Annotated in this window: 18 protein-coding genes; 12 read left to right on the top strand and 6 right to left on the bottom strand. The window is 36.4% G+C overall.

The features are described from left to right. Positions 1-8 precede the first annotated feature (8 nt). Genes Q9Q97_RS20705 through Q9Q97_RS20660 form a run of 10 tightly spaced genes read left to right on the top strand, consistent with a single transcriptional unit; the run spans position 9 to position 14,491 of the window. Complete coding sequence (locus tag Q9Q97_RS20705) at positions 9-971, top strand: hypothetical protein (RefSeq protein WP_306160609.1); 963 nt, start codon at positions 9-11, stop codon at positions 969-971. Further along, positions 961-1,890 (top strand): hypothetical protein, encoded by a 930-nt coding sequence (locus Q9Q97_RS20700; RefSeq protein WP_306160608.1) that lies wholly within the window; start codon positions 961-963, stop codon positions 1,888-1,890. The genes Q9Q97_RS20705 and Q9Q97_RS20700 overlap by 11 nt, the downstream gene beginning before the upstream one ends. A gap of 6 nt (positions 1,891-1,896) precedes the next feature. Next, positions 1,897-2,847, top strand: coding sequence for a hypothetical protein (locus tag Q9Q97_RS20695; RefSeq protein WP_306160606.1), 951 nt, complete (start codon positions 1,897-1,899; stop codon positions 2,845-2,847). A gap of 6 nt (positions 2,848-2,853) precedes the next feature. Continuing rightward, entirely contained in the window at positions 2,854-3,861 is a 1,008-nt protein-coding gene (locus Q9Q97_RS20690) for a hypothetical protein (RefSeq protein ID WP_306160604.1), read from the top strand. 20 nt (positions 3,862-3,881) lie between these two features. After that, positions 3,882-4,790: a hypothetical protein gene (locus tag Q9Q97_RS20685; protein ID WP_306160602.1), complete on the top strand. Its 909-nt coding sequence runs from the start codon at positions 3,882-3,884 to the stop codon at positions 4,788-4,790. A 4-nt stretch (positions 4,791-4,794) separates the two neighbouring features. Further along, positions 4,795-5,718: a hypothetical protein gene (locus Q9Q97_RS20680; protein WP_306160600.1), complete on the top strand. Its 924-nt coding sequence runs from the start codon at positions 4,795-4,797 to the stop codon at positions 5,716-5,718. An 11-nt stretch (positions 5,719-5,729) separates the two neighbouring features. Beyond that, the gene (locus tag Q9Q97_RS20675) at positions 5,730-6,713 is read left to right on the top strand and encodes a hypothetical protein (protein WP_306160598.1); all 984 of its coding nucleotides are present in this window, start codon (positions 5,730-5,732) and stop codon (positions 6,711-6,713) included. Continuing rightward, positions 6,710-7,165 carry a T9SS type A sorting domain-containing protein gene (locus Q9Q97_RS20670; RefSeq protein ID WP_306160596.1) on the top strand — a complete coding sequence of 152 codons (456 nt, stop codon included), beginning with the start codon at positions 6,710-6,712 and terminating at the stop codon, positions 7,163-7,165. The genes Q9Q97_RS20675 and Q9Q97_RS20670 overlap by 4 nt, the downstream gene beginning before the upstream one ends. Before the next feature lie 8 nt (positions 7,166-7,173). Next, on the top strand, positions 7,174-13,899 hold the full coding sequence (locus tag Q9Q97_RS20665; RefSeq protein ID WP_306160594.1) for an RHS repeat-associated core domain-containing protein: 6,726 nt from the start codon (positions 7,174-7,176) through the stop codon (positions 13,897-13,899). A gap of 7 nt (positions 13,900-13,906) precedes the next feature. Further along, a complete protein-coding gene (locus Q9Q97_RS20660) occupies positions 13,907-14,491 on the top strand; it encodes a hypothetical protein (protein ID WP_306160592.1) in 585 nt (194 codons plus the stop codon). 54 nt (positions 14,492-14,545) lie between these two features. On the opposite strand, the gene Q9Q97_RS20655 is transcribed toward Q9Q97_RS20660, so the two are convergent. The 6 genes from Q9Q97_RS20655 to Q9Q97_RS20630 form a co-directional block, all read right to left on the bottom strand. Next, positions 14,546-16,270 carry a hypothetical protein gene (locus tag Q9Q97_RS20655; protein WP_306160590.1) on the bottom strand — a complete coding sequence of 575 codons (1,725 nt, stop codon included), beginning with the start codon at positions 16,268-16,270 and terminating at the stop codon, positions 14,546-14,548. Positions 16,271-16,830: 560 nt separating this feature from the next. Next, positions 16,831-17,547 (bottom strand): 6-phosphogluconolactonase, encoded by a 717-nt coding sequence (gene pgl / locus Q9Q97_RS20650; protein ID WP_306160588.1) that lies wholly within the window; start codon positions 17,545-17,547, stop codon positions 16,831-16,833. Next, positions 17,531-19,060, bottom strand: a complete 1,530-nt coding sequence (zwf, locus tag Q9Q97_RS20645; RefSeq protein WP_306160586.1) for a glucose-6-phosphate dehydrogenase — start codon at positions 19,058-19,060, stop codon at positions 17,531-17,533. The genes pgl and zwf overlap by 17 nt, the downstream gene beginning before the upstream one ends. 28 nt (positions 19,061-19,088) lie before the next feature. Next, positions 19,089-20,498 carry an NADP-dependent phosphogluconate dehydrogenase gene (gene gndA, locus Q9Q97_RS20640; RefSeq protein WP_306160585.1) on the bottom strand — a complete coding sequence of 470 codons (1,410 nt, stop codon included), beginning with the start codon at positions 20,496-20,498 and terminating at the stop codon, positions 19,089-19,091. Positions 20,499-21,269: 771 nt separating this feature from the next. Beyond that, on the bottom strand, positions 21,270-22,343 hold the full coding sequence (locus tag Q9Q97_RS20635; protein WP_306160583.1) for a calcium:proton antiporter: 1,074 nt from the start codon (positions 22,341-22,343) through the stop codon (positions 21,270-21,272). Positions 22,344-22,520: 177 nt separating this feature from the next. Beyond that, positions 22,521-22,856, bottom strand: a complete 336-nt coding sequence (locus Q9Q97_RS20630) for a helix-turn-helix domain-containing protein (protein ID WP_306160581.1) — start codon at positions 22,854-22,856, stop codon at positions 22,521-22,523. 268 nt (positions 22,857-23,124) lie between these two features. Between Q9Q97_RS20630 and Q9Q97_RS20625 the strand changes: the two genes are divergently transcribed. Next, the gene (locus Q9Q97_RS20625; RefSeq protein ID WP_306160579.1) at positions 23,125-23,868 is read left to right on the top strand and encodes an SDR family oxidoreductase; all 744 of its coding nucleotides are present in this window, start codon (positions 23,125-23,127) and stop codon (positions 23,866-23,868) included. Positions 23,869-24,224: 356 nt separating this feature from the next. Further along, entirely contained in the window at positions 24,225-25,193 is a 969-nt protein-coding gene (locus Q9Q97_RS20620) for a hydrogen peroxide-inducible genes activator (protein WP_306160578.1), read from the top strand. Positions 25,194-25,355 lie beyond the last annotated feature (162 nt).

The following is a 25,355-nucleotide window of genomic DNA, read 5'->3' as shown; positions in this document are numbered from 1 at the left end:
AATAAACTATGAAACTAAAAGTAACTCTTATTCTAATTTTTATAAATATACTTTTAACGTATTCTCAGCAAATAGGAAATGGATATGCAACGCATTTAGTAGATTTTACGACTCCTTTATTTTCAGGAGTATATGGAGGTCCTAATGCTGTAGGGAAGGCACCAGATAATAGCCATGATTGGCAACATTTATTTGTTATAAGACATGCAAATTCTGAAAACAATTATCAATTGCAATTATCTTCTACTTATAGTGAAAATGATAAATTGTTTTTTAGAAAAGTAGATAATTCAACAAACTCAAAATGGTATGAGTTAGCAACTAGAGGAGCAAATACTTTTGCAGGAAATCAAACTGTTGTTGGAGTTATGCAATTATGGGATACCAATGAAAGCCGACCGAATGGACAAAATGTAGAAAGTAAATCAGTTTTAAAGTTTTCGCGATCTGGAAGTAATGGTTATAGTTGGAATGAACAGGCAGAATTTAGAATTGGTCACGGAGGAGGAGGCACTACAGGAAGTAAGTTAGATCTATATATAAATGGGAGTGAAAATACCACATCAACGCCTGATCAACAAGTAATGACTTGGAATTATAATGGAAATGTTGGAATTGGGACAACAAATCCCCAAAACAAACTAGAAGTAAACGGCACAATCCATTCCAAAGAAGTAAAAGTCGATATGACAGGCTGGTCTGATTTTGTTTTTAAAAAAGAATACAATCTTCCGACACTTGAAGAAGTTGAAAAACACATTGCAGAAAAAGGACATTTGGAAAATATTCCAAGTGAAGAAGAAGTTTTGAAAAATGCAATCAATTTAGGAGAAATGAATGCTAAACTTTTGCAGAAAATTGAAGAGTTGACTCTGTATGTAATCGAAATAAAGAAAGAGAATAAGGTGATGAAAAACAAACAAAAGGAACTAGAAAACGTAATTTTAAAGCTTTCACATAATGAGGATTAGTAACATAAAGTTTATTGCTATAATAACTATTAGCATTTTTTGTGTAACAAGTATTAATGCACAATCTATAGGAGAAATACAGGCACAAAATGCAAGAGCAACAGGCTATGCAATTGTTGCGGCAAGAAATCCAGGCAGGAGCTTCTCGATTTATATGATAAAATGGGATGGTGTAAATAGTTTAGAATATAATGCAAATACTCAAATTAATCCTGGATGGCATCCTCAAGCAGCGATTAAAGGTAACTATTTTGATCAAACATTTGTTAATAGTAGCTTTACTGGTTACAGTTCTGTAGTAATTAGCCAATCTGAATTTGATGCTTACAAGTCTACTGGTTCAGATTGGTGGATTGTTTGTTCCACCTTACCATCTTTTAGTAATTCTAGTGCAGAGCCTCTTAAAAATCTAAAAGTAGAAAGTCCAATAGATACTTTTTCAGCTCATTTTAGCGGTAATGGTTTAACGAATGGAGTTGCGATAGGCACGTCTGCTGATAATGTTGGTATTGTTCAAGGATATTCTAAGAATTTTAACACTTTAACCAATATGGCTTTTCAACCTTACGGAGGAAATGTGGGAATAGGAATTACAAAACCAACGAATAAATTAGACGTAAACGGCACAATTCATTCCAAAGAAGTAAAAGTAGATATGACAGGCTGGTCCGATTTTGTTTTTAAAAAGGACTATAATTTGCCAACACTTCAAGAAGTTGAAAAGCACATTGCTGAGAAAGGTCATTTACAAAATATTCCAAGTGAGGAAGAGGTGCTAAAAAATGGAATCAATTTGGGAGAAATGGATTCTAAGCTTCTGCGAAAAATTGAAGAACTGACTTTGTATATAATTGAACAGAATAAATCAATTGAAGACTTGAAACAGGAAATAAAAAATATTAAATCAAAAGACAAGTAATTTATTATGAAGAAATTTTACACACTAGGTTTTCTTTTATTTACAATTATTTCAATTTCCCAAATTAATTCACCTAATGGAAATAACATTTTTTACTACAATGGATTGGCCGATGTTATTTTTAAATTCCCTGAAAGAGGTTCAGGAGGAAGAGCCATGGTGCATGATACGTGGAATGTTTTATCTTTAAATTATGGAGGGGATTTTACAGGAGGTACTCGAATCGGTACTGACGTTTTTTTTAAGGATGGCGGAAATTCATTTATTTATTCTGGGAATTTTGGAATTGGAACTAACAATCCGCTAGCAAAATTCGAAATAAATCGTGGCGATATTTTAGTGAAAAATTTGATCAATGTTGATAATAGTTCAGCAATTATGATTGGACATTCGATTGTAGATGGAAATCTTACAACTTTTGGAACTTCTATTCGAACGATTACTCAAAATGGTGGTGCGAATGTATATGGAATGCAATTTTTTACTCAGGAATCTCATGTGACAAATCAAACTGAAAAAGTGCGAATTCAAGGTAATGGTAATGTAGGTATTGGAACAATAAATCCACAGAACAAGTTAGACGTAAATGGTACAATCCACTCCAAAGAAGTAAAAGTAGATATGACAGGCTGGTCTGATTTTGTATTTAAAAAGAATTATAATCTGCCTACTCTTGAAGAAGTTGAAAAGCACATAGCAGAAAAAGGACATTTGGAAAATATTCCAAATGAAAAAGAGGTTTTAAAAAACGGGATTAATTTGGGAGAAATGAATTCAAAGCTACTTCAAAAAATTGAAGAGATGACATTGTACATTATTGAACAAAATAAAATAAATAACAAACAGCTTGACCAGATAAGTAATCTTAAAGATCAAGTTGATTCACTAAAAAAGCAAAATGAAGCTTTGGATTTGATTTTAGAAAGGCTATCTCAATTGGAACAAAGATTAAATTAATTTGAAATGAAAAAAATAATATTTCTAATAACATCGATTGTATTTCAGTCCTTTATTTATAGCCAGACATTTGATGGGAACCTAGGTTCAAATAGTCTGAAATGGTCTACAGAGCAAAAAGATTTTAATAGCACTCCTAGATCTAATATTACGCCAATGTCTTTAAAACTTTGGGACAATTATGGGGGACTAAATGCTCCGTCTGACTATGGTTCTGTGCTAGAGATCTACGGAAAATATGCACATCTTGTTTCTCAGCTTTATTTTAACAATAACTGGCAAGGTGGACAAATTATGTACAGGAGCGCATTTTACAATGAAAATACATGGGGAGAATGGAGAACATTGCTAGATTCAAAAAGCGATGTAATTTCATCTGGAAACTTAAAAATAAGCGGAGTCAACGATAATTACATTTTGAAAAGTAATTTAGGTATCGGAACAGCTAATCCCTCCAATGTACAAGGTTGGCAGAGAGTTTTGGATGTTTGCGGTTTGGATAACTCAAAAATTATAGCAACTTCCTCTAATTCTTCTAATCGTGTTGGTGTCTTTTCTCATACTACCTGGAATGGTGGAGGAGGTTTTGTTGGCACAGAAACAAACCATCCCCTCCATTTTATCACTAATTATAGTCCGAGAATGACTATTTCAAATACTGGAAATGTTGGAATCGACATTGTTAATCCTAAAAATAAACTAGACGTAAACGGTACAATCCATTCCAAAGAAGTAAAAGTAGATTTGACAGGCTGGTCCGATTTTGTGTTTAAAAAGGAATATAATCTGCCGACACTTGAAGAAGTTGAAAAGCATATTGTAGAAAAAGGTCATTTAGAAAATATTCCGAATGAAGAAGAAGTTTTGAAAAATGGAATTAATCTGGGAGAAATGAACTCAAAATTGCTTCAGAAAATCGAGGAGATGACCCTTTATATGATTGAGATGAAAAAAGATATTTCAGCTCTTAAGTGCGAAAATGAAGCACTGAGATCATTGCTAGTTACTAAATAAAGGTAAATCTAAATTTAAAAATGATGAATTTCAAACTAATTTTTTTCGTTTTAATTACCGGTAGTTTTTGTCATTCCCAACAACTAGGGAGTGGATATGCGCCTTATATAAATGATTTTTCCGTTCCTCTTTTATCCGGTTTTTATGGCGGACCTAATCCAACTGGTAAGACGCCTGACAGTAGCGCCGAATGGCAGCATTTATTAACAGTACGACACGGAAATCCGGAAAACAATAACCAGCTTCAGATCGGTTCTTCCTTTTCTTCCAATGACAGATTGTTTTTCAGGAAAATATCGGCAGCACTGACACCTCATAACCCCGACTGGATAGAACTGGCAACCCGTGGCAGTAATTCTTTCACAGGGAATCAGTTTGTAAACGGGGCGATTCTGAGTTCTATTTCAAATGATACCGGTGGCCATATACAGCTGATTAATCCTACGAAAAACGGTAATGGGATTGCAAGTACCTGGATGATATACAATATGACGGGGGGATATGGAAACAGCCTGCAATTTTGGGCTTACGATAATTTAAGTTGCGGAGGGGGTATGTGTACGAACCGCTTCACCATTATGGACAATGGGAATGTTGGGATTGGAACGCTGAACCCTGATGCAAAATTAGCTGTAAATGGCCAAATTCATACTAAAGAAGTAAAAGTAGATATGACAGGCTGGTCCGATTTTGTCTTCAAAAAAGAATATAATCTGCCAACGCTAGAAGAAGTTGAAAAGCATATTGCAGAAAAAGGGTATTTAGAAAATATTCCAAGTGAAGAAGAGGTTTTAAAAAATGGGATTAATTTGGGAGAAATGGATTCTAAGCTTTTACAAAAGATTGAAGAACTGACTTTGTATGTGATTGAGATCAAAAAGGAAAACGCAGACTTGAAAAAAAGAGTTGAGAAAATTGAAAAAAAATAATGAAATGAAAAATATTTATCTATTAATTATTGTATTTATCACACAAACAAGTTTTGCGCAAAATACTTATCCCTTCCCTGCTAGTGGTAATGTTGGTATTGGAACCAATAATCCTGCTTTTAATTTAGATGTTAATGGAAGTATAGGGGTCGGAAGTCACAGTGTTAATGCAAACTCAACAAAAATTTTTCTTAGAAATCCTGCTGGAAGAACTTGGGCTATAAGCTCTGGAGCTAATATGGTAACTGAATCAAGCTTTTCAATATATAATTGGTCTGTGAATCAAACTGTTCCTGTTTTTAATATTGGTGATAATGGGAATGTCAGTATTGGTACCTACGCTGAAGGATTCCAAAGTAAATTGATGGTAAAAGAAAATGGAAGCTCAGATAACATTTGGCGCGGAAGAATTGTTGCATCAGGTGATTTAAATGCCATTGTTATGGGAGAGTATGGAGGAAAAGCATGGTTGGGAGCGCATAATTCCTATTTAAGTGCGTGGAGCGATTTAATTATTCAGGGAGGTGGCGGTAATGTTGGTATAGGTATGACCAACCCTACAAACAAACTAGATGTTAACGGTACCATACATTCAAAAGAAGTAAAAGTGGATATGACAGGCTGGTCTGATTTTGTGTTTAAAAAGGAATATAATCTGCCAACACTTGACCAAGTTGAAAAACACATTTCAGAAAATGGACATTTAGAGAACATTCCAAGTGAGGAAGAAGTTTTAAAAAACGGAATTAATCTCGGAGAAATGAATTCAAAACTGCTTCAGAAAATTGAGGAGCTTACTTTGTACATTATCGAGCAAAACAAGAAAATTTCTTCTCAAGAAATTAAAATTGAAGAGTTAGAAAAAGAAAAAACTGCTTTTAAATCTTTGTCTGAAAGGCTTGCAAAAATTGAACAACAATTAAAATAAATAGCATATTTATGAAAAAAAATATTGTTTTGCCACTTTTAACGTTCTGTATTTCTAATTTATTTTATTCCCAAAATTCAACATCATTAATAATAAATGATACAAGAGCAGTTAATGATGCTCCTAATTTTAGTGAACATTCTGTTAGGGCTGATTTTAAAGAGAGAAACACAATAGGTGTGCCTGGGAGTGGAATATATTCAACTAATTTAACTATTGCTCAATGGGAAGACACAGACAACTCTGGAGGTGCTAACCATCAATTAAACTTTAATAATGCAGGTGTTTTTTATAGAAATGCATACCCCTTAGATCCTCAATGGGGAGGATGGAAACAATTATTAATGACAGATGAAAGCGGGAATGTTGGAATAGGAACTATTTATTCTACAAGTAGCTTAACTATTAGAAAAATTCCTGAAATGAAAAATTCTCATATTTATTTTGGGGATCCTGAGGCCGTTTCAGGACAGCCTTCTTCAAAACTTTGCTTTGGAGGATTTGGAATTCAAAATGCTGGATTTACATGGATTCCTAATAGCTCAATAGATCAAGGAAAGTTATTATTAAGTTTTGGAGGTTCAGATAATACAATGGAGAATGAAGTAAAAATGACTTTTAAATCTAATGGGAACGTAGGTATTGGCACAACAAATCCAAATAACAAATTAGACGTAAACGGTACAATCCATTCCAAAGAAGTAAAAGTAGATATGACAGGCTGGTCAGATTTTGTTTTCAAAAAGAATTATAATCTGCCTACTCTTGAAAAGGTTGAAAAACACATTGCAGAAAAAGGTCATTTAGAAAACATTCCAAGTGAAGAAGAGGTTTTGAAAAATGGAATCAATCTTGGCGAAATGAATTCAAAACTGCTTCAAAAAATAGAAGAATTGACACTTTATATAATTGAACAAGATAAAAAAACAGAAAAATTAAAAACTATTATATCAGAACAAAACAAACGTTTAGACAAACTCGAAAATAAACCATGAAAAAACTAATCACACTTTTATTATTTGGCTTCTGTGCTTTTTCGAATGCCCAGCAGAAAATCACCTTCAGCTATGATTCTGCCGGAAACCAGATAGTCAGGAATTTATGCCTTTCCGGCTGCAATCCTACAGGGAAATCTACAGAAGAAGTTAAAGAGATTGAAGCTGTTACCGATGAAGATCTGCTTAAATTCTCAAAAGAAGATGTCATTTCCTATTACCCCAATCCGGTAAAAGAGCAGCTTTATATAAAATGGGAGCTGATAAACGACAACAAGGTTTCTTCCATTACAGTTTATGGAATATCAGGCCAGGTGCTGCAGAATTTCTCCAGAACAGAAAATACAGACAATCAGATTATTTCTTTTGGGGAATATTCCAGAGGGGTTTATCTGGTAGTACTTAATTATAAAGACGGAGACCAGAAAACCATTAAAATCATCAAGCAATAAATTTGAATATGAAGCAATTATACTATTTCATTATTTTTTTATTTTCAGTTTCTTCCTTTTCGCAGAATTTTGCCGATACAAAAGGGGAACTTCAGATTTCATCATCAGGAACGGCAGTCTATACGCTTCCTATTGCCGTGCCGCCAAGCATTAAAAGCGTTGCTCCGGCAATAAACCTGGTCTACAGCAGCGGAGTGAGAGGCGGGATAGCCGGACAGGGATGGAGCATCAACAGCATTTCAGCGATAAGCCGAATTGCCACAAGACGCGATATAGACGGATTTGTTGACGGTGTTGATTTTGACGACAACGACAAATTGGCTCTTGACGGACAGCGCCTTCTGATAAAATCAGGCACATACTGGGCGCCCGGCTCCACATATGAAACGGAATACAAAAGCAATACCAAAATAGAGCTTAAAGTTGAAGGAACAACAACTTATTTTGTAGTTACTGCTCCAGACGGCTCCAGAAGCTGGTATGGCTCTAAGGGATCAGGAAGCCTGCAGAATTCGGTTTCTCTTAGTTCTTGGTACATTGTACATTATGAGGATACGAACGGGAACTTTATAGACTACAATTATAAAACTATAACTTATAACGGCACAAACCAGCTGTACATAGACACAATCACATTCAGCGGAAACACAGCTGCGGGAATTGCTGCTCAGAATAAGATTGCATTCCTTTATAGTGCGTCAAAGCGTGTCGAAAGGGATTACATGAAAGGGCAGGCAGTCTATTCTACCCAAATATTAAACAGCATTCAGGTATATGCAAATAATGTTTTCTTCAGGAACTACCAGATTCAGCATGATTTTGACTCAGCACTAGGCTATGAAAGAATAAAAAGCATTCAGGAAATCAACGGACAGATGGAAGCATCTAATCCCGTAACATTTACTTATGCTTCAAGTCCTTCAAATCAGGAAAGGACAGAAAAGAGCTATACCAATAATCTGGCATTTGATAAAACAGATTTGGCAGGCGATTTTGATGGTGATGGAAGATTGGATTTTGTTTCGGATAATAAGATGTTTACAAAACTGTTTGATGGCACTTCAGGGAATGCACCGATTGCTCTGCCATTTGTTGCTGACAAAAGACAGATTATAGCAGCTACTACTTTATCAAATAATAAGCTAAACCAATTTCAATCTATTGTTTTTGCTGATGAAAAAAACAATAGCATTGACTTTAAAGCTTATAACTCGACATCATTAAATTATACAAAATCAATTGCTTTTAATAACAATATTCCTATAGATGGAAGTTTATGTGTAACCAATATGCAGTATGATACATTTTCTTATATTGTAGATAACTGCTATGTGCCATCAATTAAAAAATCTAATGAATATTTAGAAGGAGACTTTAATGGAGACGGAATAAGCGAAGTTCTTATAATAAGCAAAAAGAATGAAAGATATTATAATGTAGAAACTATATCACAAAACTGGGCAGGTGGAGGAGACGGGTATGAATGCCAAACATATTTGACTTCAGATGGATGGGATTATAGTTTAGTTAATCTAGATCCCAATGCATCAACTTCTTTGGGAACTAGCGGATTTGCAAGTCTTCAGAATAGCACAGTTTTAAATGGAGATAAAAGATACATAGCAGATTTTAATTCAGATGGAAAATCTGATGTATTGGTTTTAAAGAAAGATAAAACCTATAAAATTGTTAGTTTTAAACAGCTTACAGCTGCCCCTTGGGTAGAATTGGAGGTAATAGGAGAAGGATCATTAGATCAATATTCAGATACCAAGCAGATGCTTTTCGGAGATTTTAACGGTGATGGGAAAACGGATATTATGCTTCCAACTAGTGAGGGAGCATCAGGACAGACCCAATGGAATATTTACTACAGCAATCCAAATCCTGCTGGAGGAAGCTATTTTATAAAAGAAAGCCATAATATTGTAGAATACTGGCCAGATACTGGATCAACATATAATACACAGAGGCATTTTAGCAATTATTATGCGATAGACATCAATAAAGATGGAAAGTCAGATTTGGTACGCGTATGGAGAAAATACTTTAAAGACAGCTGGACAATCAATAACCACGATACAGAATGGCAGGTAACCGGTTTTGTAAATAATATAGGAAGAGTGGGAGCAGTTGGTTTTACAGCAACTTATAACTCGGGGGTGCAGTTTTCAAATTCGCCTGATATTCCTATCCCCATAACATCCAATTACAGACATAACGGAAATAATACTGATCTTGTTGTGATAAGAGGACATTACAATAAGATTGAGTATTACCAATTCAATAAAAGTGTTGATGCTGAGAACAGATTGATAACTGTTTCAGAATCCAATGGGAACATTAAACAGATTATCGATTACAAGCCGATGATGGCTGCTGATGGAGGTTTGGGCAATTCATCTGCAGATTTTTATTCGTCTGAGAACGGAGTTAACTATCCTGGTATAGAAATTGGAAGAAACTCTGATAGTTATCTTGTATCGAAACTTACAGCAGTAATAAATGGAGCTTATAAATATCAGGATTTCAGATACAGAGGATTTGTGTCGAATTTTAATTATGGAACAGTAGGCTTTAAAAAGACTACAAGAAGCAGCTGGTACCTTAACGAGGCAAATCCTAAAATCTGGACAACAACCTATAATGACCCAAATCTTAGAGGAGCAAATACGATAACTTGGACAAGCACTACAGGGACTACTGTATTTGATAATGTGCCGAGCAATTTAATAACAACGAAGACTAATGTTTTTGCAACCTATGCAAAAGGTGGTGGAGATGCGACAAGTCCGGAATCAATTCCAGCTAATCTGAATATCAACGCTCCAGTTACAAGCGGGAAGACCTTTAAAGCAGGAAATCAGATTACAGCATCTTCAGCAATAAGCAACGATTTGGCAGTAAATTATACTGCGCCACAGATTATCCTGCAGCCAGGCTTTACAGCGAGTGGCAATACTAAATTTGTAGCAACACCAGTGGCTTCATCGGCACCAAATGCGGGAGCGCCAGATTCAAATAATGGCGTTTTCAATGTTTTGCTTAATAGACAGGTTATTGAAGACCATCTTACAGGCATAAAGAAAGAGACCGTGTATTCTTATGATGGAGGAGCGGACAGCGGCAACTATTACGGCCTTGAGGTAAGAAGCGTAACAAACCATTATACAGGCTCTTCACTTCAGGGCAGCACTGCCGTTGATACCGAATACGACAACAATCCGACTGGCGCAGGGGCATCCTACTATATCGGAAGGCCAAAGCGAGTGGTCTCAACACTCCGCAATACGGCTTCGGGTGATACCAGAACTTCAGAGGAAACCTATGCCTATTCAGGCTCCAATCTAGTGCGAACAGAGAAGAAAGGGCATAACACCTATGCGATTGCAGAGGATATGGCCTACGATGCCCTGGGTAACCTTCTGACCAAAACCGTTTCGGCTCCGACGGCTACCCCGGTTCCGGCACCGCGAACGATCAAAGACGAGTACGATTCGACAAAGCGTTTTGTTGTCAAGAAGACAGACCATCAGGGATTTGTGACTAATTACGCTTATAATAATTTGGGACAGATGAGCCAGTCAATAGACTACCTAGGGGTGACAAATAATTATAATTATGATAACTGGGGAAAACTGGTTAGTACTACTGTTCTAAATACATCAGCAATCCCAATCACTACTACAAATACCTATGCCAAATTAGGTTCTGGCGGATACACCGTAACTACAACAAGCAGTCTTGACACGAAAACGGTAACAGAATATGATGTGCTAGGTAGAATTGTTAAAAAATCGGCTAAAGGATTTGCTGCCAATAGTATGATAACTAAGCAGATTGTGTACGACGATCTAGGAAGGAAGGAAAAAGAAAGCGAACCTTATTTTTCTGCACCAAGCCTTTGGACAAGCTATGAGTATGATTTTCTGATGAGGCCGACCAAAATCACTTCTCCGACAGGAAAGATACAGACTTTTTCGTATTCGGGAGTGACCACGACAAGCAGCGATGACGGCAAAATAACCACTGCCACAGCAGATGCTATGGGCAACAAGATCCAGACGACAGATCCGGGAGGGACAATCAATTTCACCTATTTTGCCGGCGGACAGCTGAAAGAATCCGACTATCAGGGCAACAAGGTCCAGATCGTGATTGACGGCTGGGGCAATAAGGTAAAGCTGACCGACCCTAGTGCGGGAGTGTACACTTACAGCTATGATGCTTTCGGGCAGATGATGACGGAATCCACACCAAATGGAACCACATCTTATATATATAATAACGCCGGTAAACCAACGCAAAAAACAATTTCAGGAACCCTTACCAATAGCAAGACAACTTATGCCTATAACTCGTTGAACCAAATAGCAGGTACCACTTTTGTGGATAACACAGAGAGCAAAACCATAACAAACATTTATGAATATGACAGCCTGAAAAGACTCTATAAAACTACAGAAACGACGCCATATGCGGTTTTTGTAAAAGAGATGTCATTTGACACCCAAGGAAGAGTTGAGAAGGAAACATCCATGGCATCCGCTTCAGGAAAGGCAAGTTCAAAGACGGTGAAAAATATCTACCAGAACGGCTTTCCTTGGCAGATTGTAGACGATGCGACCCAGCAGGTTTTATGGCAGACCAACTCTTTAAATGAAAGAGGACAGCTCACAGGTGGGGCATTCGGAAACGGAATAGTGACAATTAACACTTATGACCAGTATGGCTATGTAAGGCAGATCAGACACGATAAGACAAGTCCGTCCGTAGTCAACATAATGACCCTGAATGCTGATTTTGAAATCAAAAGAGGCAACCTGAATAGCCGCAGCAACAGTCTGTTCGGCAGAAGCGAGACATTCAAATACGACGGACTGGACCGTCTGACGGAATACACCAACGGAGCGGGCATCCAAGAAGCGCAGGTTTATGACGATAAGGGAAGAATCACGCAGAATAGCGTGGGGACTTACGAGTATGACGGAGCCAAAACCTATCAGAACAAAGCCATAGTTCCGACCGCGGAGGCGCTAAGCCATTATACAGCAAAACCAAATCTGGCAGTAAGCTACAATGTATTTAAAAGCCCAGTGCAGATTGAAGAGGCTGGAGTGGACAAAATAAGCTTCACCTACAATGACGGAAATGACAGAAGCTCGATGTTTTACGGTAGTCTGGCCGATGACAAAATGCTAAGGACTTACCGCAAGCATTACTCCGAAGATGGTAGTATGGAAGTCAAACATAATACCGTTACTGGAGAAATCGAGTTTGTGACCTATATAGGCGGTGACGGCTACAGTGCGCCTGTCGTGCTGAAAAGCAACGGAACTGCCCAGAATTACCTATATTTGCACAGGGACTATCAGGGAACCATTGTTGCCATAAGCGACCAGAACGGAGCTGTTGTAGAGAAACGATTATTTGATGCTTGGGGCAGCATTGTAAAGGTTCAGGACGGAGCAGGAAATGTTCTTGCGGGATTGACGGTTTTAGACCGAGGCTATACAGGACACGAGCATCTGCAGAGCGTGGGCATCATCCACATGAACGGGCGTCTTTATGACCCGAAGCTGCACCGATTCCTGCAGCCTGACAATTATGTGCAGGAGCCTTTCAATACGCAGAATTACAATAAGTATGCTTACGTTCTGAATAATCCGCTGAAGTATACGGATTCGTCAGGTGAATTTGCAGAAATAGGCTTTTTTGCTGCAGTAGGTATTGGAGCAGCTATTGCAGCGCTGACCTATACCATTACGGCCTTGGTTGCTGATGTTCCTTTCACCGTTGGAGGCCTGGTTAAAGCTACATTTATTGGCGCAGCAAGTTCGGCAGTGACTTTTGGAATTGGTAGTGCAGCCAGTACAATAGGCAATTTTTTTGTAAGATCAGCAGTGAGCGCAGTTGCTCATGGGACATTTCAAGGAGGAATGACTGCAATTTCAGGTGGAAAATTTTGGAGCGGGTTTGCAGCAGGAGCCTTGAGCAGTATAGCTGCCAGTGCTTATGGAACTGGCTTTAACCATGAAGGATTAAATGCAAGTGGGAAAATGATTAACCCAACAAAAGTTTGGAGTGGCGCCGGTAGTTTAGCAAGTTCGAACATTGGAATGATAGCTTTTGGAACGGTTTCAGGAGGAGTTGGAGCGTCATTAACGGGAGGTAATTTTTGGAAAGGTGCAATAACAGGACTTATTGTAAGTGGATTGAATCACTTTGTTCACCGAATTATTGAAACGCAGGATTTAATAGGGCGACTGAAGGATGCTGGATATGCAAACCCTCGAGAGGCTGCGAGTTTTGAGGGATTAAACCTTGAAGAGTTTGCTTTAAAAATTTTCCCTGAGATGTATAATGATGTAAGTAGTCCTTGTTTAGAAAAAGTGGAAAGTTTAGCTTCAGGTGAAGAAGGAGAGACACCAATACAAAGTGTTGCATATAAAAATAGATCAGTTTTTAGCTTAAATGGCTCAGTTAAGATTGCAAAGATTGCATTTTCAAGCTACCTTAGACTAGCAAGTGCGTTAGGGCATGAACTTGTACATGTCGAAAACGTACTTAACGGTAATATGTCTTCTTGGTTTAATAAATACAGAAGTGAAGAATATAGAGAGGCAATGAGTGAATATAGTTCGATTAGTTGGGAAATAATTAATCAGGGGCTTCCAAATTATGAATTGTTTAAAAGTTATGGTTCAATTATTGATTGTTATGATGCTAAATAATATAAATATGAAAAGTACGGCCATTATCTTTTGTTTGTTTTATATACTAATTTTAAATGCACAAAATAATAAAGATTTAACAATTAAAATTTTAAGCAAGAAAATTGTAGAAAATCAAAATATTGATTTTGTTATAAAAAATAATTCAAAAGAAAATTATTATATTTTAATTGACACGCTTTTTTTAGCTGATGCAAAATATGATAACAGCTATTTTATGAATCCTTATTTTATTTTAGTGGACAAAAAAAACAATGAGGTTCTTAAAATTTCTAATATTTTAGAAAGGAGTAACAACGTAGATCTAAAAATGAGTAATCAAAATTTTACTTTATTAGAAATAAAATCTAACGAAGATTTGTACTTCAAGTTGCAATTTAAGATAGAGAGAAATATTAGCGCAAAACAAACAAGCTATTTTTTAGTTGATAGAAAGAAAAAATATTATGCATCACTAAAGTATACTGTTTCTGAAATGTTTGTGGATATGGGATATGTAAAAAAAAGAATTGAGGCTATCATTAAAAAGGACTATAAGGTTTTTACAGGTACAATCGAATCAAATAAACTTCCAGTAGTTTTCATTGAGTAATTGTGTAAAATTCTTATTTTGAGATATATTAAGAATTTACAATTTTAGATAATTTCACTCCAAAATACTAGAAGACCCCACAATCTTCACATCGGCATATTGCCAAGAATCATCAAAAGAGGTTTTAATTTTTAAAGCCTCTTTTTCTTTTTTCTGCAGTGTTAGAGCATTATAAAGTCCGATTAGGGCGAAGCCGTTTTTTGGGAGCGTTTGCAAATCTTGTCTGTAGATTTTTTCGGCTTCGGCATATTTTCCAAATTTAAGTAAAACTGCTCCTAAATAATGTCTTACGGAGAAAAACCAATCTGGGGGTTCGTTGTAGTTTAAACGATCTTCAATTTCTACTGCTTTATTCAATAGTGCAATTGCTTTATCTAAGTTATTCTTTTTCGCTTTAATTCCTGCTGAAAGAACGTTATTGGCAATTTGAACCAAATCATAAGTGGTATTAATATTCCAAATTGTTATGTCTTTTAAAGTTTGGTCTTTAGCTAATTCGTTGAGAGAAGCAAGCTGTTTTTCGGCATTTGCAATATCATTTTTTCCAAGATACGCCATTCCTTTGGCATAATGCCAAATTGCGTTTGGATAAACGAGATCTTTATCGGGTTGCGGAATTTCCATAATCTTGTCCCACATTGAGAATTTTACGGCAATGTAATACGGAATACTATAATAATGCTGTAAAGTTCCCCAACCAGCTTCGCGCATAATTTTAGGCGAAATATGCTCTTGCAAAGTCAGCGCCGATTTCCAAGCCAATTTTGAATTTCCTTCTAAAGCTGCCGTTGCCGTTAAAAAATGATAATTGTGCGGATAATAGGCGAGAGGATAAGCGCCTTGTGCATTACAAGTAGTGGAGTAAAGGCTATCAATTCTCACGGCTTCAATATTAGAAAGTGTGCCTTCGTGATAATCACCAGTGCGAATGTAAATATGAGAAGGCATGTGAACCAAATGCCCCGAGCCTGGAACTAAAGTTTCTAGTAATTTGGCACTTTTGAGTCCGTTTTCTGGATGTGAAGAGGCTTCTACAGCGTGGACTAAAAAATGATGCGCACCGGGATGTTTCGGATTCTTTTTAATTAATTCGTTTAAAATAGCTAATATTTGTGGTGTCCATTTTTTCGGAATCTCCGTATCTTTTTCATACAAATCCCAAGGATGAAGATTCATAAGAGATTCGCCGTAAAGCGCTCCAATATCAGGATCTGAAGGGAATTTGAGATATACCTTTTTCATTGCAACGGCATAAGCTGTATCTAAAGGTTTTCTGTCTGCAGGGGGATTTTTTGCGTAACGTACAGACAAAGCATCAATCATAGCAATTTCTTTCGGCGTGCATTTTGCAGCAAGTTTTTTGGCTTTTTGAGCCGCATCATAAGCACGCTGAAAATTATCTTCTTCCATTCCGCCATTATAATTCGGACCTAAAACATACGCAAAACCCCAATACGCCATAGCACAATTCGGATCTAAACGGCTGGCTTCATAAAATGATCTCGCAGCCTCGGCATGATTAAATCCGTAAGCCAACATCAATCCCTGATTAAAATATTCCTGAGCTTCTGGACTATTCGTAGAAATTTGAAAAGAAATGCCATCAAGGCCTTTAAATTTTGGTGCTTTTTTATTTTGCGTATACCAATCTTTGTCATTCGTTTTCGGAATGTAGCAGCCTTGTGTGGCGCTAACTTTAACAGATTTGGGTTCTGAATTTTTTTCTTTGCAGCAAACAAAAAGAAGAAAAACAGCGATTAAGAAGTAATTATATTTCATTGCAAAACGAGATTTGAAATTATATAATTCGTATAAAAGTCTGTTAAGGGAGAATAGTCAATAGATTGAATAGGAGAGTATTATACAAATTTAGATAAAAAAGAAATATATTCTTTGTAAATATTTGTTTTTCAGGGCTGTGTGTTTTTTGTTTCACGCTCCCGATAGCTATCGGGATTAAAAAGATTTAAGCTGATTAGCACAGATTTTTTATTTAATCTGCCAAATCTGCCAAATCTGCTAAATCTGCGGGAGAAAAAATAAGATAAAAATGCTTATACTTTTCGCATAAACTTTGTCTATAGAATTTTCCCGCAGATTTAGCAGATTTAGCAGATTTTTAAAAGTTATCTGCCAGATCCGCTAAATCTGCGAGAGAAAAAAATAAAAAAGTTATGCTTTGGCTAAAAAAGTTTTCCCGCAGATCTCACAGATTCAGCAGATTTATCTAATTTAATCTGCTTCAATCTTTTTAAATCTGCGTGAAACTATAATCGCAGTAATAAAAAAGGTTTACACTTTTCAGCATAAACCTTAATTTTATATTTGTAAAACAATTTCTAATTTGTTCCAGCAGCAGCTTTGTCTACTAAAAACAATAATTCACCAGAAACCGGTTTAATCAATTGCATAGGGTAAAGAGTCGGATTGTATTCTCCTTTTGTAACTTCTTTTAAAGCATGTGTTTTCTTTTCTCCGAAAGCCACAACCACAATTTTTTCTGCTTTGTTGATTAATGGAGCAGTCAATGTAATACGATACATTTTCTGTGGAGCTAAATAATAAGCGTCAACCCATTTGGTTTGTTCTTCTAAAACCGCTTCACCTGGAAAAAGAGAAGCCGTGTGTCCATCGTCTCCCATACCTAAAAGAATCAGGTCAAATTTTCCTTCTTCGCCTAAAATCTTTCTGATAGTCTGTTCGTATGTGGCAGCATATTCTTCTGGAGTAACACCATCTATGTACATTTCGAAGATATTCTCTTGCGGAATCGGAACGTGGCTCAATAATGTTGAATACGACATTTTAGCATTGCTTAAATCATCGTTTAGCGGAACCCATCTTTCGTCTCCCCAAAAAATATAAACTTTGCTCCAGTCAATCTTGTTTTTGTAAGCATCAGAAGCTAATAATCTGTAAATTCCCGCAGGAGAAGAACCTCCTGTAAGAACAGCTGTAAATTTGCCTTTTGCAGCAATAGCTTTTTCTGCAGCTGTTACAAAAAGATCTGCAGCTGTAGTGTTAATTTCTTCTGTGTTATTATAAATCTGTATCATTTAAAACTTCTTCTTTTGTTTGTGTATTCGGAATCCATTTGTGGCCTTGGCGCGCTAACAATTCGTCAGCTTCTTCAGGCCCCCAGCTTCCTGCTTTGTAATTTGGAAAATTGGTTGGAGCAGTTGTCTTCCAAACTTGTTGAATCGTATCAATTGCATCCCAAGCTTCTTCTACCTGATCCCAACGCATAAATAGAGTAGGATCTCCCAATAAAGCGTCTGCAATCAAGGTTTCATAAGCTTCTGGAGACATTGTTGAACAAGCGAAATAATCAAAAACCATTTCTGCTGGTCTTAGAGACATGGACAAACCTGGTTTTTTGGTCATAAACTGCAGTTTAATGTCCATTGAAGGCTGAATATTGATAATTAATCGGTTTGGAGTACTGCCTTCTTTTCCGTAAGAAAACGAAGAATGCGGAACTGGCTTAAACTGAATAATGATCGAAGACTGTTTTTCTTCCATTCTTTTTCCTGAACGCAAATAGAACGGAATGCCCTGCCATCTCCAATTGTCCAGATAAATTTTCATCGCAACATAAGTCTCTGTATTAGAATCTGGTGCAATGCCTTTATCTTGTCGGTAACCCGGAACTGGAACGCCTTTTATTGCTCCAGCATCGTACTGGCCTCTCACTATATAATGATCCACTTCTTCTGGCTTGATACGGCGAATTGATTTCAGAACATCTGCTTTTCTGTTACGAATATCATCAGCGTTTAAAGAAGCAGGCGCTTCCATAGCTGTCATACATAAAATCTGAAGCAAGTGGTTCTGAATCATGTCTTTCAAAGCTCCGACACCTTCGTAGAATCCGCCTCGTTCTTCAACGCCGACTTCTTCTGCAACGGTAATTTGTACGAAATCAATAAAATTACGGCTCCATAAAGGCTCAAACATTGAATTTCCAAAACGGAAAGCCAAAATATTCTGAACCGTTTCTTTTCCTAAATAATGGTCAATTCTGTAAATCTGCTCTTCTTTGAAAGTTTGCGAAAGCATTTCATTCAATTCAATTGCAGAAGCTTTATCGTAACCAAATGGTTTTTCGATAATAATACGATCTTGTTTCGGATTTGCCGCAAGACCAATTTTTTTGATATTGCTCGAAATTGTCGAAATAAAAGAAGGCGTAATCGAAAGATAGAAAAGACGGTTGGCACGTTCGCCAAAAGCCAGATCAAAATTGTTGATTTTTTCGTTCAATCCGATATACGATTCTTCTTTGTCAATATCAAGACTGTGATACGTGATATGAGAAAGGAATTTTTCTGTTTCTGGGTCCGCAATTCCTTTTTTTCTTGAAAATAGATTAAGATTTTCTAAAACATAACTGCGAAAATCTTCATTGGTTTTTTCTGCTCTTCCAAGCGCAATAATCTGGAACTTTTCAGACATACGTCCGTCAAGGTACAGATTTTGAAAAGCGGGAAAGAGTTTTCTCTTTGCCAAATCTCCGGTTCCTCCAAAAATAACAATGATTGTTGGATTCTTTAGTTTATTTTTAGTCATTGTGTGTGGTTGTGTTGTTCTTTTTTGGTTATTCAGCCCATTGTGTATGGAAAACGCCTTCTTTGTCTATTCTTTCGTAAGTATGCGCTCCAAAGTAATCACGTTGTGCCTGAATTATATTGGTTGGTAACTGAGCAGATCGGTAAGCATCAAAATAAGCTAGCGAATTCATTAATCCTGCCACTGGTAATCCTTTCAAAACAGCAAACTGAATTACAGCTCTCATTCCGCCTTGGTTTTCGGTTAATTTTGAAGCAATTCCGCTGTCTAAAAGTAAGTTTGGCAAATCTGCTTTGGCTACATAAGCTTTTCTGAAATCTTCTAAAATTGTCGCACGAATGATACATCCGCCACGCCAGATTTTAGCCACCGTTTCTAGATTTAATCCGTAGTTGTATTCTTTAGAAGCGGTATGAAGCTGAGCCAATCCTTGAGCGTAAGTCACTACAATAGAAAAGTATAAAGCCGACTTCAAAGCTGCAATCGCTTCGCTTTCGTTTACACTGCTTTCATTAGCGTTCCAAACCAATTTCTTAGCAGCTTCAATTCTTTCTGGTTTCGTTTTAGACATATCGCGCATGTTTACAGCCGCGTCGATCGTTGGAACCGGAACCTGTAAGTCCATCGCGTTTTGCGAAGTCCATTTTCCTGTACCTTTAGATCTTGCCCAATCTGAAATTTTATTGATTAAAAGACTTCCGTCTTCGTCTTTTTGTTTTAAGATATTTCCGGTGATTTCAATCAAATACGATCTCAAATCATCGGTTTCGTTCCATTCAGCAAAAGTTTTCTGAATCGTTTCATCACTTAAATTGTAACCTCTTTTCATAAGGTCATAAACCTCAGAGATCAATTGCATGATACCGTATTCGATTCCGTTGTGAACCATTTTTACGTAGTTACCAGCAGAACCATTTCCAAGATATTCTACGCAAGGTTCGCCGTCAACTTTTGCTGCAATCGCTTCAAAAATAGGACGAAGTCTTTCGTATGCCTTCTGGTCACCTCCTGGCATCATAGCAGGTCCGCGTCTTGCACCTTTTTCACCGCCTGAAATACCCATTCCGAAGAAATGAATTCCTTTTTCAGATAATTCTAAAAATCTTCTGTCCGTATCCGTAAAATAAGTGTTTCCACCGTCAATAATAATGTCTCCTTTATCTAAATGAGGCAATAAACTTGCAATAGCGCTATCAACAGGTTTTCCCGCAGGAACCAATAACATAATGGCTCTTGGCTGCTGAATAAGTTCAACGAAATGTTTTACATCTGTAGTCGCTTCGATAGTGTGGTTGGCATCGGCTTCTTGTTGAAGAGAGTTAACTTTTTCGGTATCTAAGTCTAAACCTGCAGCCGCGAAGTTATGGCTGGCGATATTTAAAAGTAGGTTGCGGCCCATTACACCAAGTCCTACAATTCCAAAATCAAATTTGCTCATAGTTTTTAATTAACTAAATTATTAGAAAGCTGTTTTTTGCAGAAAAAGACACGAAAAAGAACAGTAATGTTTTTTAGTTCAATGTTTTGCAGAAAAACAATGGTTATTTTAATTTTTTTACATTCAAAATGCAGACCGCTAAGTTAGGCAAAAATGCTGAAAAAGGAGGAGTAAAATAGTTCACTTTTGGTCTTTATTGTGATACTTTTTATGTGTTAAAAACACACTTATTACAGTTGTTTTTAGTGCTTTATGGAACTATATCGTTGTAATACTGGTAATGGCAATTAACGACTTTATATATGATTTGTTTTTATATAATTTGCTCCACTTTGTCAAAGTTTCAAACTTTGACAAAGTTTTTTATTTCAAGCTATCGGGGTAATAGATCCATCAGATTGATTAAAAGATTTGGCGTTTTTATTATAAAGAATAATTTGCAGCATCAGAATCCGAAGGATTCAAATATTTATAGAAATTTTTTCTAGCGTTTAAAGTGCGACCCCGATGGGATCGTATAACTATCAATGATTAATTTGCTATAAATATTCGAACCTTTCAGGTTCATTTGTTGGTATTTATTTATTGCAAAAATCCTACAGTAAATAATCTAACTCGTTTTTATTGTTGATCTGCTTCAATCTCTTTATATCTGCGTGAAGCAAATCGACGCTCCAACCTTTTATATTGGAGCTATGGGTTAGAAACTAGTTTCTTTTTTTATTCTTTTTTGAGGTGAATAAAATCTATGTTTCTATGTGTTAAAAAGAATTAAGGATAAATCATCAAAAACATAAACGCAAACAGATTCACCAAAAGCACCACACCGTATACAATATTCGATTTGCCTTTGCTTAAAGACAGCATAACCGTAAAAACAGACAAAGCCAGCAATACAATAGATTTAATGTCAAGACCTAAAACAATTGGCATTTTCATGACGATGCAGACAGCGGCGACACTCGGAATCGTTAATCCGATACTGGCTAAGGCAGATCCTAGAGCCAAATTTAGGCTCGTTTGCAGTCTGTTTTTTCTCGCTGCAATGATGGCGGCAATAGCTTCGGGCAATAAAATAATAATGGCAATAATTACTCCGACCAAAGATTTCGGAAGATTATATCCAACAATAATACTTTCGATAGTAGGCGATAGCGTTTTGGCCAATAAAACTACAATTCCCAGACTTATTAGAAGAAATGTTAAACTGGTATAAAATGTTTTATTGTTGATTTCTATCGGATGCGTTTTAGCTTCTTCATCGGTTCCATTGCTGAGAAAATATTGTCGATAGCCTTTAGTTTGGGCAAAAAGAAAAGAAGAATAAATAACAATACAGGCAATAGAAGCAAAGATTAGCTGTGGTGTTGAATAAAAAGAACCGTGAACGCTTTCGGTAAAAGTCGGGAATACCAAAGTGAAAACGATAATAGAAATTAGGGAAACCAGACCAATTGTTACTGACGAAGTAGAAAAATTCTGTTCGTAATGTTTAATGCTTCCAATAAGAAGACACAAACCTATAATTCCGTTCAGAATAAGCATTGTTGCAGCGTAAACGGTATCTCTAGCCAGAGAAACAGCGTTTGTACCTTCAGAAAGCATTAAAGAAACAATAATAGAAACTTCAATTACGGTAATTGAAATAGCCAAAATAATCGTTCCGTAAGGTTCTCCAACACGTTCTGCAATAATTTCAGAATGATGCACAGCCGACATAACGCTCAAAATAAGCAGTATACTTGCCAAAATTTGAAAAACTGCGCTGTTTTCTATCAACCCGCTGAAGAGCAATATCCAAGAGAGAATCGGAATTATGATGGTCCATTGTAATAAGTGTTTCATTTTTCTAGCTTTAAAATTAGTTACAGATTCCGATAAGGCCAACAGAACCGAATTTAGTCATCTGTAAGATAAGATTTTTATAGCTGAAAATCTCGAAACAAGGATATTTTTAAGTACTTTTTAAGTTTGTTTGCCTATTGTATTTAGAGAAATCAATTACATAAAATGAATCTGTTTTTAAGAATTTCTGATGATTGCTTTTCGGTGCGATTTTCCCCATTTGATCATTTCTTCGATCACTGGAGCAAAAGATTTGCAATACGGTGTCGATTCGTATTTTACCTGAATTTCAGCATCGCGGTCTTCTGTTCTTTTAATCAGCATATTGATTTCCATTTCTTTCAGTTCGCGCGAAAGCATGCGCGTCGTTATTCCCGGAATACTGCGCTCAATTTCTCTAAAGCGATGATTTCCGTTGCAAATAGAATTGATAATTGGTAAACGCCATTTACCGCCCAAAACATGTAAAGTGTCTTGCAAAGCCTGTACTTCTTCTTTCTGATTTCTTTCCATTATTCAATTTTTTTTTTTCCGCCACGAATTCACGAATTTTTTTTCTAAAGCTTTCCCACGAATTATATTGATTGATATTCAATCAATATAATTCGTGCAATTAATCACATTTTTTTCGCACAGATTATAAAAATAAATTCGTGAATTCGTGGCTATAACCCCATCGTCGCGGATTGAATTATTTAGTTTGGTATACTCCATGTAACTGGTTACAAAGTTATACCAATTTGAATTTAAATTTGCTAAATAATTTTAAAATATTAAAAAAATGGAAAATCTAAAAAATAAAACAGCCGTTATAACAGGCGGAAATAGCGGAATAGGATATGCAACAGCCAAACAATTAAAAGAGCAAGGCGCGAATGTGATTATTACCGGAAGAAGAAAAGAAGCGATTGAAAAAGCGGCTTCAGAATTGGGCGTTACGGCGATCACAGCCGATCAGTCGAATGTTGCGGATATCGAAAAATTGGCTGCTCAAGTAAAAGCCGATTTTGGCTCGGTTGATATTTTGTTTATCAATGCCGGAATCGCAGGTTTGGGAACAATCGAACAAACCACAGAAGAATTGTACGACAGTATTATGAATGTTAATTTAAGAGGCGCTTTTTTCACCTTAAGCAAATTTATTCCGATTTTGAAAGACGGAGCTTCTGTAGTATTTCTTTCTTCAAATACGGCGAGTATGGCAGGGCCAGGATCTTCGGTTTATTCGGCGAGTAAAACAGCTTTGAATTCGTTTATGAAATCGGCAGCGTTAGAATTAGCGCCAAGAAAAATCAGAGTAAATTCTGTTAGTCCAGGGCCAACCGAAACCGAAGTCATGAAAAAAGTAGGATTAGACGAAGCTACCATAAACGGCATTATGGATGTTGTTGTAGAAAAAGTGCCGCTAAAACAAATGGGAAGAGCAGAAGATGTCGCTAAAATGGTATCGCATTTAAGTAGTGAAGCCGCAGCGTTTATGACTGGAGCAAATGTTATTATGGATGGAGGGATGAGTCTGGCTTAAGATCCTGAGCTGCTAAGTTCTTTTCTTATTGTATATAAAAACAAAAGCGATCGTGAAGATCGCTTTTTTGATTTCAAATAAGTTTATTTTGAAAAAACATCATTTAAGAATGATAAACACAATATGCTCCAAAAACTACTCCATCTGCATTTACTCCATTCCGTTACGCTGTTCATAAATATGTACGATAAGTAAGATGCTTTGGATTTTGTTTTTTATGAAAAAGATGATTTTTATTTTCATTCTAAATAATTTGGCACTCATCAAGTAACTTTGACAAAGTTTTCATCAGAAACTAAAAATAAACTTAGAACCTTAGTACCTTAGCATCTCAGTACCTTAGAAACTATAAAAACATGACCATCCAGCAGTTAAAATATATTGTAGCCTTAGACGAAGAACGCCATTTTGCAAGAGCTGCCGAAGTTTGTATGGTAACGCAGCCTGGATTGACCATTCAGTTAAAAAATCTGGAAGAAGAAATCGGAATTAAGATTTTTGATCGAAATAAAGTGCCGTTGACACCAACTGTTTTGGGAATTGAAATTATTAATAAAGCCAAAAAGATACTTCGTGAAGTCGATGAAATTCGAGATTTTGTAATCAACGAAAAAAATCTGCTAGAAGGGGAGTTGAAGCTTGGTATTATTTCTACTTTATCGCCTTATCTGATTCCGCTATTTATTCAGGCCATGAAAGAAGCGGCGCCAAACGTACATTTTATTATTAAAGAAGGCTATACGGGGCACTTGATGCGCGATTTAGAAACAGGTGCAATTGACGTTGCCATTATGGCGACACCAACCGGAAACCCAAATTTAATTGAGCATGTTGTTTTTAAAGAGCCATTTGTGGCGTATTTAAATCAGACGCATCCAATGGCGAATGAGGAATTTTACGAAATGCAGCGCGGCGACAAAACAGAATTGTTATTGCTGCACCATGAATATTGCTATAATGCACAATTGCTAGACATTTGCGGACTAAAAACATCTGATAAAATTAAGGAACAATTTACATATGACATCAATTCGATCGAAACCTTAAAAAATCTAGTTCGCGCCCATTTAGGATTTGCAATAATTCCTAAACTTTCCACCTTAAACGAATCAGGCGGACTTTTTAAACCTTTCAAAGAACCCGTTCCCGTAAGAGAAATAAGTCTAGTAGTTTCCGATTCTTTCTCCAAGAAATTATTGCTAGAGAAAATGAATGAAGCCATCTGGAACTGCCTTCCCGAATCACTCAAAAAAGATTTCAATTATAAAAAAATCCGCTGGAACGATTCGCCTTATTTTATAAAAGCAATCAGTAAGATATCTTAAAATTCCAATACTGAATAAATCCCAATATAAAAAATCCAAATTCCAAGCTATACTGTAACTTGGAATTTGGAATTTTTTGCGTCCAGTTTGTCATTTCTGTAAAAGTCATTTATTTCGGTAACAGATTTTTCATATCAATTGGTGTTTTTCCATCAATTCCCT

The sequence above is a fragment of the Flavobacterium sp. DG2-3 genome (genome assembly GCF_030730925.1).
Lineage (GTDB): Bacteria > Bacteroidota > Bacteroidia > Flavobacteriales > Flavobacteriaceae > Flavobacterium.
The sequence above is the reverse complement of the archived record's forward strand: the minus strand, read 5'-3'. Positions and strand labels throughout refer to the sequence as shown.

Bases quoted from the DNA above. Each gene is read 5' to 3' on its own strand.
- Q9Q97_RS20705 (WP_306160609.1), top strand. From the start codon at position 9: ATGAAACTAAAAGTAACTCTTATTCTAATTTTTATAAATATACTTTTA.
- Q9Q97_RS20700 (WP_306160608.1), top strand. From the start codon at position 961: ATGAGGATTAGTAACATAAAGTTTATTGCTATAATAACTATTAGCATT.
- Q9Q97_RS20695 (WP_306160606.1), top strand. From the start codon at position 1,897: ATGAAGAAATTTTACACACTAGGTTTTCTTTTATTTACAATTATTTCA.
- Q9Q97_RS20690 (WP_306160604.1), top strand. From the start codon at position 2,854: ATGAAAAAAATAATATTTCTAATAACATCGATTGTATTTCAGTCCTTT.
- Q9Q97_RS20685 (WP_306160602.1), top strand. From the start codon at position 3,882: ATGATGAATTTCAAACTAATTTTTTTCGTTTTAATTACCGGTAGTTTT.
- Q9Q97_RS20680 (WP_306160600.1), top strand. From the start codon at position 4,795: ATGAAAAATATTTATCTATTAATTATTGTATTTATCACACAAACAAGT.
- Q9Q97_RS20675 (WP_306160598.1), top strand. From the start codon at position 5,730: ATGAAAAAAAATATTGTTTTGCCACTTTTAACGTTCTGTATTTCTAAT.
- Q9Q97_RS20670 (WP_306160596.1), top strand. From the start codon at position 6,710: ATGAAAAAACTAATCACACTTTTATTATTTGGCTTCTGTGCTTTTTCG.
- Q9Q97_RS20665 (WP_306160594.1), top strand. From the start codon at position 7,174: ATGAAGCAATTATACTATTTCATTATTTTTTTATTTTCAGTTTCTTCC.
- Q9Q97_RS20660 (WP_306160592.1), top strand. From the start codon at position 13,907: ATGAAAAGTACGGCCATTATCTTTTGTTTGTTTTATATACTAATTTTA.
- Q9Q97_RS20655 (WP_306160590.1), bottom strand. From the start codon at position 16,270: ATGAAATATAATTACTTCTTAATCGCTGTTTTTCTTCTTTTTGTTTGC.
- pgl (WP_306160588.1), bottom strand. From the start codon at position 17,547: ATGATACAGATTTATAATAACACAGAAGAAATTAACACTACAGCTGCA.
- zwf (WP_306160586.1), bottom strand. From the start codon at position 19,060: ATGACTAAAAATAAACTAAAGAATCCAACAATCATTGTTATTTTTGGA.
- gndA (WP_306160585.1), bottom strand. From the start codon at position 20,498: ATGAGCAAATTTGATTTTGGAATTGTAGGACTTGGTGTAATGGGCCGC.
- Q9Q97_RS20635 (WP_306160583.1), bottom strand. From the start codon at position 22,343: ATGAAACACTTATTACAATGGACCATCATAATTCCGATTCTCTCTTGG.
- Q9Q97_RS20630 (WP_306160581.1), bottom strand. From the start codon at position 22,856: ATGGAAAGAAATCAGAAAGAAGAAGTACAGGCTTTGCAAGACACTTTA.
- Q9Q97_RS20625 (WP_306160579.1), top strand. From the start codon at position 23,125: ATGGAAAATCTAAAAAATAAAACAGCCGTTATAACAGGCGGAAATAGC.
- Q9Q97_RS20620 (WP_306160578.1), top strand. From the start codon at position 24,225: ATGACCATCCAGCAGTTAAAATATATTGTAGCCTTAGACGAAGAACGC.